The 11,419-nt window shown below is 73.3% G+C and carries 8 protein-coding genes; 2 read left to right on the top strand and 6 right to left on the bottom strand.

What is annotated here, in order from left to right; genetic code table 11:
* Positions 1-19: 19 nt before the first annotated feature.
* Together ACH4T9_RS06970 and ACH4T9_RS06965 are read left to right on the top strand one after the other, a co-directional pair.
* Complete coding sequence (locus ACH4T9_RS06970) at positions 20-1,036, top strand: GNAT family N-acetyltransferase (protein WP_396670754.1); 1,017 nt, start codon at positions 20-22, stop codon at positions 1,034-1,036.
* Positions 1,037-1,158: 122 nt separating this feature from the next.
* Positions 1,159-4,434, top strand: a complete 3,276-nt coding sequence (locus tag ACH4T9_RS06965; RefSeq protein WP_396670408.1) for a lamin tail domain-containing protein — start codon at positions 1,159-1,161, stop codon at positions 4,432-4,434.
* A 56-nt stretch (positions 4,435-4,490) separates the two neighbouring features.
* Here ACH4T9_RS06965 and ACH4T9_RS06960 read toward each other — a convergent pair whose 3' ends face one another.
* From ACH4T9_RS06960 to ACH4T9_RS06935, 6 genes are all read right to left on the bottom strand, one after another.
* On the bottom strand, positions 4,491-4,991 hold the full coding sequence (locus ACH4T9_RS06960) for a multiprotein-bridging factor 1 family protein (RefSeq protein WP_396670409.1): 501 nt from the start codon (positions 4,989-4,991) through the stop codon (positions 4,491-4,493).
* A gap of 644 nt (positions 4,992-5,635) precedes the next feature.
* Positions 5,636-6,619 (bottom strand): porphobilinogen synthase, encoded by a 984-nt coding sequence (gene hemB, locus ACH4T9_RS06955; protein ID WP_396670410.1) that lies wholly within the window; start codon positions 6,617-6,619, stop codon positions 5,636-5,638.
* Positions 6,620-6,637: 18 nt separating this feature from the next.
* A complete protein-coding gene (locus ACH4T9_RS06950; RefSeq protein WP_396670411.1) occupies positions 6,638-8,218 on the bottom strand; it encodes a uroporphyrinogen-III synthase in 1,581 nt (526 codons plus the stop codon).
* Positions 8,215-9,183: a hydroxymethylbilane synthase gene (gene hemC / locus ACH4T9_RS06945; protein ID WP_396670412.1), complete on the bottom strand. Its 969-nt coding sequence runs from the start codon at positions 9,181-9,183 to the stop codon at positions 8,215-8,217. The genes ACH4T9_RS06950 and hemC overlap by 4 nt, the downstream gene beginning before the upstream one ends.
* A complete protein-coding gene (locus ACH4T9_RS06940; RefSeq protein ID WP_396670413.1) occupies positions 9,180-10,523 on the bottom strand; it encodes a glutamyl-tRNA reductase in 1,344 nt (447 codons plus the stop codon). The genes hemC and ACH4T9_RS06940 overlap by 4 nt, the downstream gene beginning before the upstream one ends.
* Positions 10,520-11,293, bottom strand: a complete 774-nt coding sequence (locus ACH4T9_RS06935; RefSeq protein WP_350887746.1) for a redox-sensing transcriptional repressor Rex — start codon at positions 11,291-11,293, stop codon at positions 10,520-10,522. Before ACH4T9_RS06935 ends, ACH4T9_RS06940 begins: the two co-directional genes overlap by 4 nt.
* Between the last annotated feature and the right edge of the window lie 126 nt (positions 11,294-11,419).

Genomic DNA, 11,419 nt, shown 5'->3' with positions numbered 1-11,419 from the left:
GCGGCAAGCTAGACGGGTGATGGTGCGCGAGTGGGATCCCCGGACCGCGTCGTCCGCCGAAATCGCGTCGCTGCTGGACACGCTGAACGCGGTGCTGGCGGCCGACCTCCCGCAGGATCCGCCGTGGCAGGAGAGCTCCCTGCGGGAGTACCTCTCCGAGGTGATGCCCGGCGAGCGGCGGATCTCCTGGGTGGTCCAGGCCGAGCCGACCGCCGGGGGCGGGCCCGGCGCGATGCTCGGCCACGTCCACGTGTTGCTGCTCGGCGACATCGGCGTGCTGGAGGTGCTGGTACACCCGACGGCGCGCCGCACCGGCCTGGGCCGGGACCTGGTCCGGCTGGTCGCCCACCGGGTCTACCAGGAGGGGTTCCGGTCGATCGGGGTCGAGGTGGTCGGCGAGACCCCGGCGGTGGCGTTCTACGAGGCGCTCGGCTTCTCCCGGGAGTACGTGGAGACCCGTAGCGTGCTGGACCTGTCCGCGGTGGACTGGACGGCGCTGGCCGAGATGGCCACCGCCGTCGGCGCGGGGTACCGGCTGGAGTTCTGCCCCGGCGGCCCGCCCGACGACCTGATCGACGCGTACGCGCGGGCCAAGGCCGAGGTGCGCGACGTGGACGACGGCGAGCTGCGCCCCAGCTCGTACGACCCGCAGCGGCTGCGGGACAGCCTGGACACGCTGCACCGGCGAGGGATGAAGCCGTACATCGTGCTCGCCATCCACGAGCGCACCGGCGAGGTGGCCGGGCTGACCGAGGTGGTGGTTCCGGCGCAGCACCCGACCCGCGCCGACCAGTACGACACGATCGTGGTGCAGGGCCACCGGGGCTACGGCATCGACCGGGCGATCAAGGCGCGGATGCTGCTGGAGCTGCGCTCGGCCGAGCCGGAGCTGGCCGAGGTGCAGACCTGGAACGCGCAGGCCAACGAGGCGATGCTCAAGGTCAACGCCGAGCTGGGGTACCGCTCCGACCGGGAGTGGTGCGAGTACAGCGCGGACGTGGCCGAGCTGGTGCACCACCTCGACCCGGCCCGCTGACCCGGCAACCGGCGCAGAAGGGCGTGGGTCGGGTATCCACCAATGCGCCCTAGGGGGATGGACGGCGGACAGCGCCGCGCCTTAACGTGCGTTGGTTCCCGACCATCCATCGTGGAGGCCCCATGCGCACGCGCCGCAGATACGCCGCGCTAGCGACCGCCGCTGCCGTCACCATCCCGGTCATCGGCATCGCACCCCCCGCGGCCAGCGCCGCGCCCACCGACCTGTTCATCTCCGAATACGTCGAAGGCTCGTCGAACAACAAGGCGATCGAGCTGTACAACGGCACCGGCGCCCCTGTCGACCTCGCCGGCGGTGGCTACCAGCTCCAGCTCCACTTCAACGGCAGCACCACGGCGACCACCCTGGCGCTGACCGGCACCGTGGCCCCGGGCGACACGTTCGTGTTCGCCGCCGCCTCCGCCGTCCCGGCGATCCTCGCCCAGGCCGACCAGACCACCACCGCGAGCCTGTTCAACGGCGACGACGCGATCGTGCTGCGCAGGGGCGACGCCGTGGTCGACTCGATCGGCCAGGTCGGCGTCGATCCGGGCGCCGAGTGGGGCAGCGGCCTCACCAGCACCGCCGACAACACGCTGCGCCGGCTGCCCACGGTGACCTCCGGCGACACCGACCCGTCGGACGCGTTCGCCCCGGCCGCCCAGTGGGCCGGCTTCGCCACCGACACCTTCGACGGGCTCGGCTCCCACACCGTCGACGGGGGCGGCCCCGTCGACCAGCCCGCCACCGTCACCTGCGGGGGCGCGTTGACCACGGCGGCCGGCACCGCCGCCAGTCGCGAGGTCACCGCCACCGACCCTGACGACGCGATCGTCGACCTGGCGGTCACCTCGGTCAGCCCGGCCCCGGCCACCGGCTCGATCACCCGGACCGGGTTCACCCCGGCCGACGCCGTCGGCGGCACCGCCCGTGCCACCGTCGCCACCAGCGCCGACCTGGCCGCCGGGGCGTACACGGTGACCCTGACCGCCACCGACGCCGACGGCGGCACCGCCACCTGCACGCTGGCCGTGACCGTGACCCGGGAGCTGACCGTCGGCGAGGTGCAGGGCCCGACCACCGACGCCGAGGCCGGCCCGGCCGACCGGTCGCCGCTCGCGCCGGCCTCCGGCAACGGCACCAGCAGCAGCCTGTACGACGTCCGGGGCGTGATCACCCAGCTCACGCTGGCCCGCACCTCGGCCGGGGCGGAGCAGCGCGGCTTCTTCCTACAGAGCCGTGCCGACGCCACCGACGCCGACCCGACGTCCTCGGACGGCATCTTCGTCTTCGTGGGCTCGTTCCCCTCGCTGCCCGGCGGCTACGTGCCGACCGTCGGCGACGAGGTGGTGCTCCGGGCCCGGGTGTCGGAGTACTTCAACTCCACCCAGCTCTCCGGTGCCTCCCTGGTCCGCAAGGTCGCCTCGGGGCTGGACGTGAACGCCGTCGTCACAGTCGACGACGCGGTGCCCCCGGCCGACATGGCCGCCGCGCAGCGGTTCTGGGAGCGGCACGAGGGTGCCCGGCTGCGGGTCCGCGCCGGCAGCGGCGCGGTGAGCGGGCGGGGTGTCTTCCCGTCCACGGCCGACGCCGAGACCTGGGTGGTCGACCGGGACGACCCGCTGCTGGACCGCGCCGACCAGTACGCCCGCCGGGTGTTCCGGGACGCGCACCCGCTGGACAACGACCCGACCCGGCGCTTCGACGACGGCAACGGCCAGCGGATCATGCTGGGCAGCATGGGCGTCAAGGGCACCGCCGGGGACAGCACCGCGATCCTGCCGCCGTCGAGGACCTTCGACACCCTCGGCGAGGACGCGTACGGCGCGATCTACTACTCGTTCGAGAAGTACGGCGTCCAGGTCGAGAAGGCCGTCTTCGCCGCCGGGGCCGACCCGTCGCGGAACAACCCGCCGAAGCCGGCCGACCGGTCGCAGGAGATCGCGATCGCGACGTACAACGTGGAGAACCTGTACGACCACCGGGACGACCCGTTCGACGGCTGCGACTTCACCGGGAACCCCGGCTGCACCGGGGTCCGCCCGCCGTTCGACTACGTGCCGGCCAGTGAGGCCGACTACCGGGAGCACCTGGCCTCGCTCGCCGACCAGATCCGCACCGACCTGCACGCGCCGGACCTGATCCTGGTGCAGGAGGCCGAGGACCAGGACATCTGTTCCGTCTCCGGTACGGAGCTGGTCTGCGGGGACACCGACAACGCCGACGGCGCCCCGGACACCCTCCAGGACCTGGCGCTGACCATCGCCGCCGCCGGCGGCCCGGCGTACGCCGCCGCGTACGACCGGACCGGCGCGGATGCCCGGGGCATCACCGCCGGGTTCCTGTACCGCACCGACCGGCTGTCGCTGGCGACGGCGACCGCCGCAGACCCGCTGCTCGGCTCCGCGCCGGTGGTGCCGTACCGGTCGGCGGGTCTGCCGTCCAACGCGGACGTGCAGAACCCGAAGGCGCTCAACGCGGTGCTGCCGGCCGACACCGACACCTCGACCGGTAAGGACGGCAACAACGTCTACACCCGGGCCCCGCAGCTCGGCAAGTTCCTGGTCCGGGCAACCCCCGGCGGTGCCGAGGGGTACCACCTGTGGGCGCTGAGCAACCACTTCTCGTCCGGGCCGGACAGCCGGGTCGGGCAGCGCGCCGAGCAGGCCGCGTACGGTGCCGCGCTCGTCACCGCGATCCACAACTCGGACCGGAACTCCCGGGTGGTCTACGGCGGCGACCTGAACGTCTTCCCCCGCCCGGACGACCCGATCGCCACCGGGGCGGACCCGACCCCGTCGGACCAGCTCGCCTCGCTGTACGACGCGGGCCTGCACAGCCTCTGGGACGACCTGGTCGCCGACGTGCCGTCGTCCGCGTACTCGTACAGCTTCGAGGGGCAGGCGCAGACGCTGGACCACCTGTTCGTCAACGACGCGCTGCGCGACGACCTGGTCCAGGTGCGGGCGGCGCACATCAACGCCGACTGGCCGGCGGAGTTCACCGGGGACGGGTCGCGCGGCTCCAGCGACCACGACCCGCAGGTGGCCCGGTTCCGGTCCCGGGCGTCGCTGAGCGTCGGCGACGCGACGGTGGTCGAGGGCGACAAGGGCACCCGCCCGCTGACGTTCAGCGTCACCGTGTCCCGGCCGCTGTCCCAGCCCGTGCTGGTCTGCGCCGCCACGTTCGGCACCACGGCGCAGGCGGGGTCGGACTACGACCCGTACGTCGGCTGCAAGACGCTCGCGGCGGGGCAGACCTCGCTGACCTTCGCGGTGACCGTGCGCGGTGACCGGAAGCGGGAGGCCGACGAGAAGGTGAACCTCCTGGTGGCCGGGGTTCCGGGCCTGCGCCTGGCCGACCCGCTCGCCGTGGGCACCATCGCCAACGACGACTGATCCTGCTCCGGCCGACGACGGCCCCCGCCCGGGTACCCGCCCGGGCGGGGGCCGTCTCAGTACCGCTCCCGCATGTCCTTCGGCGGCGGCACGTTGCGGTGCTGCGCCACCCTCACCTCCCACTGACTGCGCCGCCGACGCGCCTCGCGGTCCACCGGACAGCGGTGGAACGTCTCCGGTGGCCGGGCCAGGCCGTAAATGTCGGCCCACCAGTCGCCCGGCTCGGGGTCGAGAATTGTGTCCAGGTGGGACGGGTAGCGTCGCCCCGCACCGTCGCGGGTGTCGTCCCAGTCCGCCATCGGCTGGATCACCCGGCCGTCCTGGTCGACGACGGCGAGGTAAAGGCCGGCCGCGCCGAAGAGTCGTTCCAGCACCGCGAGGCTGGGCGTCATGGCACCGGTCTCCACCCGGCCCACGGTCGACGGCGCCACCTTCGCGAAGCGCGCCATCTGGCGCTGCCCCAGGCCGGCGATGCGGCGAGCCTTGCGCACCAGCCCGGCGATGGGGAAAGGCCCGACCGTCGGACCGGGCGGTGGTGGATCAAGTGCGGAAGCCATACCGGGAGCCTGCCGACCCCGGCAGGCGGTCGACAATCCCTGTGGACAAACCTGTGGACAACTTGCCCTCATCAACGCGTCGCATCCTGGTTGCGGGGCATCTCTCGACACGCTGGGTAATGAAAGTAAGCCGAGCCGGAAAACCACTCTGCGTTACGCCAACCCGACCCGCCAACACCCCCCCGCGCGCACTTTGCTCTGCTGCCATCCAGGCAACACCAGCTGCGAACAGGACCGATGTCCAATCGGCCACGCGGGCCCCTGTGCGCAAGCATGGACACTGAGTAACTGTTGCCTCCGCTGCAGCAGAGCAAAGGAACCGAGGAGGGGTGGGCGGAGATTAGTCAAGGTAACGCCGAGTAGCGGATTGGGGAACCGAATGGCCCGCTCGGTACCTGCGACGATCAGGCGAGGGCGGTGCAACCGCGCGACACCGACACCGGCACCGGCGACACCGCCGCGCTCGTCGTGTTCCAGCACCTGCCGGTCGGGGTGCGCAATCCATCCCCTGCCCGGATCCAGCAGCCGGACCGCTTCGCCGCGCTGCTGGGCCGTCAACCCTCACGCGATCGCTGTGCTCACCAGGCACGCGCACGATGCCGCCGCGTCGTCCTCGCCGGCCGGCGAGGACGACGCGGCGCGGCTCAGTAACGCTGGTGGAGCAGGGTGGCGGCCTCGACCCCCCAGTAGGTGAGGATGACCTGGGCGCCGGCCCGGCGGATCGAGGTGAGCGTCTCCAGCATCACCCGCTCCCGATCGATCCAGCCGTTCGCGGCGGCGGCCTCGACCATCGCGTACTCGCCGGAGACCTGATAGGCGGCGACCGGGACGTCCACGGCGGCCCGGACCGCCGCCACCACGTCGAGGTAGGGCAGTGCCGGCTTGACCATCACCAGGTCCGCGCCCTCGGCGACGTCCAGCGCGACCTCGCGCAGGGACTCCCGCAGGTTCGCCGGGTCCTGCTGGTAGGTGCGTCGGTCGCCGTCGAGGGCCGACTCCACGGCGTCGCGGAACGGGCCGTAGAAGGCGGAGGCGTACTTCGCCGCGTACGCGAGCACGGCGACGTCGGTGTGCCCGGCGGCGTCCAGGGCCCGGCGGACCACACCGACCTGGCCATCCATCATCCCGGAAGGCCCGACCATCCCGACCCCGGCGTCGGCCTGGGCCACCGCCATCTCGGCGTACGCGGCGAGGGTGGCATCGTTGTCCACCGCGCCGTCCGCGGTGAGCAGCCCGCAGTGCCCGTGCGAGGTGAACTCGTCCAGGCACAGGTCGCTCATCACCACGGTCGCGTCGCCCACTTCGGCGACCACGTCCCGGATGGCGACGTTGAGGATGCCCGCCGGGTCGGTGCCGCCCGAGCCGCGCTCGTCACGCGACGCGGGCACGCCGAACAGCATGATCCCGCCCACGCCGGCCTGGACCGCCTCGGCCGCCGCCTTGCGCAGCGAGTCCCGGGAGTGCTGGAGCACCCCCGGCAGCGAAGCGATCTGCCGCGGCTCGGTCAGCCCCTCCTTGACGAACATCGGCACGACCAGCTCGGCCGGGTCGACGCGGGTCTCGGAGACCAGCCGCCGCACGGCTGCGGTGCGACGCAGCCGGCGGGGCCGGATCTCGGGGTACGACATGAGGGGCCTCCCTGGCGACTAGCGGAACCTCAGGGCCGTCGGCCCCTGCACCTTCGAGCCGCGGCGCTGCTTGGCTGGCATGGCGGCGAGCTTCTCTCGCAGCTCGACGGCGTAGGCGGCGAGCGCCTCGACCAGGTCGGGCACCGAGGCGTGCTGCGGCTGCACGTCGACCCGCAGGCCGAACTCCGTCGCGGTCTCCGCCGTCTTGGGCCCGATGACGGCGACAACGGTACGCGCGTGCGGCTTCCCGGCGATGCCGACCAGGTTCCGGACGGTGGAGGACGAGGTGAACAGCACCGCGTCGAACCCGCCCGACTTGATCGCGTCCCGGATCTCGGCGGGCGGCGGGGCGGCCCGCACCGTCCGGTACGCGGTCACGTCGTCGACCTCCCAGCCGCGCTCGGTGAGCCCGGCGGCGAGCGTCTCGGTGGCGATGTCGGCGCGCGGCAGCAGCACCCGGCCCACCGGGTCGAGGATCTCGTCGTGCGGCGAGAACTCGGCCAGCAGCCCGTCGGAGGACTGTTCCCCGGCGGGGATCAGCTCCGGCTGGATGCCGAACGCGCGGACCGCGTCGGCGGTGGCCTCGCCGATACAGGCGATCTTGACCCCGCCGAAGTGCCGGGCGTCCAGCCCGTGCTCGGCGAACTTCTCCCAGACCGCCCGGACGGCGTTCACCGAGGTGAAGATCACCCACGCGTACCGGCCGTCGACCAGGCCCTTGACCGCCCGCTCCATCTGGGCGGGGGTGCGCGGCGGCTCGACCGCGATCGTCGGCACCTCGCACGGGATCGCCCCGTACGCGCGCAGCCGGGCACTCATCGCGCCGGCCTGCTCCTTGGTCCGGGGGACGAGCACCTTCCAGCCGTACAGCGGCCGGTTCTCCCACCAGCTCAACTTGTCCCGCTGGCCGACGCCCTCTCCGACGGTGAGCACCACCCGGCCGGTGAAGCCGAGCGCCGCCGCGACGAACGAGTCGACGGTCGACGTGGTCGTGTACTGGGTGTCGCCGGTGCCGTCGCCGGTCACCCCGACGCCGGTGGTGCCGTCGATCCCGGCGGCGAGCAGGCCGTCGCGGACCGCGGCCAGGTCGCCGGCGTCCACGGCGAGCGCGAGCGAGCCCCGGCCCACGGCCGCGGCCAGCGCGTCGAAGTCCAGCGTGGTGACGTCCTCGACGTCGGCGGCGGTGCGGACGCCCGGCAACGGCACGCCCGCGTACGTGGCGACGCCCTCGGCCTGGCCGACGCCCGGGACCACCTCGAAGTGCGCGGCGGTACGCGCGACCGCCTGCACCTCCTTGACCACCGAGTCGTGGCCGAACGGGTCACCGGCGACCAGGTGCACCGCGTTCTGGCCGGAGCGGGCGGCCGAGATCAGCACCTTCGCCACGTCTCCCGGCACGCCCTCCGCCGGGGTGAACTGGGCGTCGGACCGGGCCTGGGCGCGGACGGCGTCGAGCAGCGACTCGGGGACTCCCCGGTCGTACACCACCTGGTCGGCGTCCACCAGGGCGTCGTGCGCCCGGCGGGTCAGCAGGCCCGGGTCGCCGGGACCGGCCCCGACGAACGCGATGCGACCGACGGGCTTACGGGTGCGGGTCATTCTGTGCTCCCAAATTGCTGGGTCCCCGGGCCGGCGTGTCCGTCTAGGCCGAGGATCGAGTCGGCGCCGAGGTCGAGGAGTTCAGCGGCGAGTGCCTTGCCGATCTCCGCCGCGTCGGCGGGCGTTCCGGTGCGGGACAGCCGAAGGTCTCTGGAACCGTCCGGGCTGATCACCGCCCCGCGCAGGTATATCTCCTCGCCGACGTCACCTTCGGCGAGTTCCGCATAGGCGGCCACGGGTGCGCTGCACCCGGCCTCCAGGGTGGCCAGCAACGCCCGTTCCGCGGTGACCGCGGCACGGGACGGTGCGTGGTCGAGCGCAGCGAGCAGCTCGACCAGGTCCGGGTCGTCGACCCGGCACTCCACGGCCAGCGCGCCCTGGGCGGGCGCGGGCAGCATGAGCATCGGGTCGAGCGTCTCGGTGATCACGCCGGCCCGGTCGAGCCGGGCCAGCCCCGCCCGGGCGAGGACGACCGCGTCGAGGTCGGCATCCGGGCCGAGGACCCGCGCCAGGCGGCTGTCCACGTTGCCACGGATCGGGGTGACCTCAAACTGGAGCCCGAGCGCGTGCAGCTGGGCGATGCGGCGCAGCGCGCCGGTGCCGATCACCGCGCCGGGCGGCAGTTCGGCGAGGGTGCGCCCGCCTGTGGCGACCAGCGCGTCGCGCGGGTCCTGCCGGGCCGGCACCGCCGCGATGTGCAGCCCGGGGGCCGCCGCGGTGGGCAGGTCCTTGTAGGAGTGCACCGCGAAGTCGATGGTCCGGGCGGCCAGGGCGTCGCGCAGCGCGGAGACGAACACGCCGACGCCGAGTCGGTGCACGGGGGCGACCGAGCGGTCACCGGCGGTGACCACCTCGACCAGCTCCACCTTTCGGCCGGTCGCTTCGGTGAGCGCGGCCGCGACGTGGCCGGACTGGGCCATCGCAAGCGCGCTGCCCCGGGTGCCGAGGCGCAGGGGGGCGGTCATCTCTCGCCTCCGGGGTATGGGGTGGGGTCGGTGTCGACCACGTCGGGGACGGTGTCGACCGGGGAGGTCTGCGGGACCTGGAGGTCGAACAGCTCGCGCAGCAGCGCGGCGTACTGGTCGCCGCCGGGCTCGGCGGCGAGCTGGCGGACCTTCACCGTGGGCTGGTGCAGTAGCCGCTGCACCACCCGGTGCACCGTCCGGGCCACCTCGGCCCGCTGGTCGGCGCTGAGTTCGGGGCGGCGCTGGGCCAGCCGGCGCAGCTCGACGGTCACCACGTCCTCGGCCCGGCTGCGCAGCGCGGCCACGGTCGGGGCGACGTCGGCGCCGCGCAGCCAGGTGAGGAAGGACTCGACCTCACCCGCCACGATCCGCTCGACGGCCGCGGCGTCGGCGACAGCCGGCCCGTCGGCCAGTATCGCAGCCATTCGGTCGATGTCGATCACCTCGACGCCGGGCAGTGCGGCCACGCCCGCCTCCACGTCGCGCGGGACGGCGAGGTCGAGCAGCACGAGTGCCCCCCGGTCGGGGTCGCGGTCGGCGAGTGCCCGGCTGACCACGTCGCGGGTGAGGACCGGTTCGGTCGCCGCCGTAGCGGCCACTACGATGTCCACTGTGGAAAGCACGTCGGTCAGCTCGGCCATGGGTATCGCGCTGGCCCCGTACGACTCGGCCAGCCGCATGGCCCGGTCGGCCCCCCTGTTGGTCACGGTGAGCGGGCCCGCGCCGAGCCGGGACAGGCTCGCCACGCCCAACGCGCCCATCGCACCGGCCCCGACCACCAGGGCCGGGCGCCCGGCCAGTTCGCCGTCGAGCTGCGTGGCGGCCAGGCCGAGCGCGGCGCTCACCACGCTCTGGCCGGCCCGGTCGATCCCGGTCTCGGCGTGTGCCCGCTTACCCACCCGCAGCGCCTGCTGCATCAGCTCGTGCAGCAGGCGGCCGGCCGAGTCCGCGCCGGTCGCCCAGTGGTACGCGTCACGGAGCTGGCCGAGGATCTGCGCCTCGCCGACCACCATCGAGTCCAGCCCGGCGGCGACCCGGAAGACGTGGTCCACGGCGACGGCGTCGTAGTGCACGTAGAGGTGAGTGGCCAGGCTGCTGGCCGGGGCGCCGGCCTGCTCGGCGAGAACGGCGCAGATGTCGCCGAGCCCGCCGTGGAAGCCGGACACAGCGGCGTAGACCTCCACCCGGTTGCAGGTGGAGACCAGCACCGCCTCGCTCACGTACGGCTGGGCGACCAGGCGGTCCAGGGTGCGGGTGAGGTCGGTGGGGGCGACTGCCAGCTGTTCCAGGGTGGCGACGGGAGCGGTGCGGTAGGACGCGCCGACGACAAGCAGTTTCACGTGCCGATCGCCTCCTGGGGATCGGTGGCCGCGAGCCCGCCGGGCAGGGCGGTGAGGGCGGAGCCGCCGGTGGCGGGCAGCGCGGTCAGAGACGCCTTGCGGTGCTCGTGGAAGGACAGGATCTGGAGCTCGATGGCGAGGTCGACCTTGCGCACGTCGACCCCCTCCGGCACCGAGAGTACGCACGGCGCGAAGTTGAGGATGCTCGTCACGCCGACGGCCACGAGCTGGTCGGCGACCGCCTGGGCGGCGGGCACCGGGGTGGCGATCACGCCGATCGCGATGGACTCCTCGGCGACGACGGCGGGCAGCTCGTCGACGTGCCGCACGACCATCCCGTTGATCTCCTCGCCGACTCGGGACGCGTCCGCGTCGAGCAGCGCGGCGATCCGGAAACCGCGGCTGGCGAAGCCGGCGTAGCCGGCCAGGGCGTGACCGAGATTACCCACCCCGACCAGGGCGACGGCCCGCCGCTGGGTGAGCCCGAGCACGAACTCGATCTGGTCGACCAGCAGGGCGACGTCGTAGCCGACCCCCCGGGTGCCGTACGAGCCGAGGTGGGACAGGTCCTTGCGGAGCTTGGCGGAGTTGACCCCGACAGCGGCGGCCAGGCCCTCGCTGGAGACGGTCTCATGGCCGGACTCGGCGAGGTTGTGCAGGGCGCGAAGGTACTCGGGAAGCCGCGCGACGGTCGCCTCGGGCAGGTCCGGAAGCGCCGGTACGGCACCGGCGCGGCCGGGCGCGCCAGGGTGACGGTGCTGCTGACTCATGAGACTCCGTGCGGTGCGATCCTCGGCCAGCTCAAGAGGCCGGCCGTATCGGGACTCCCGCTGACGACCGAGATTGCCGGCTGTGCTAGCAGGACGCGTCGGAACTACAGAGTAGGCGCTTGTGAA

The organism is Micromonospora sp. NPDC020750, from assembly GCF_044334565.1.
Taxonomy (GTDB): domain Bacteria; phylum Actinomycetota; class Actinomycetes; order Mycobacteriales; family Micromonosporaceae; genus Micromonospora.
The sequence above is the reverse complement of the archived record's forward strand: the minus strand, read 5'-3'. Positions and strand labels throughout refer to the sequence as shown.

Excerpts from the sequence above, each read along its gene's own strand:
- ACH4T9_RS06970 (WP_396670754.1), top strand. The coding sequence starts at position 20 with ATGGTGCGCGAGTGGGATCCCCGGACCGCGTCGTCCGCCGAAATCGCG.
- ACH4T9_RS06935 (WP_350887746.1), bottom strand. The coding sequence starts at position 11,293 with ATGAGTCAGCAGCACCGTCACCCTGGCGCGCCCGGCCGCGCCGGTGCC.
- ACH4T9_RS06965 (WP_396670408.1), top strand. The coding sequence starts at position 1,159 with ATGCGCACGCGCCGCAGATACGCCGCGCTAGCGACCGCCGCTGCCGTC.
- hemC (WP_396670412.1), bottom strand. The coding sequence starts at position 9,183 with ATGACCGCCCCCCTGCGCCTCGGCACCCGGGGCAGCGCGCTTGCGATG.
- ACH4T9_RS06950 (WP_396670411.1), bottom strand. The coding sequence starts at position 8,218 with ATGACCCGCACCCGTAAGCCCGTCGGTCGCATCGCGTTCGTCGGGGCC.
- ACH4T9_RS06960 (WP_396670409.1), bottom strand. The coding sequence starts at position 4,991 with ATGGCTTCCGCACTTGATCCACCACCGCCCGGTCCGACGGTCGGGCCT.
- hemB (WP_396670410.1), bottom strand. The coding sequence starts at position 6,619 with ATGTCGTACCCCGAGATCCGGCCCCGCCGGCTGCGTCGCACCGCAGCC.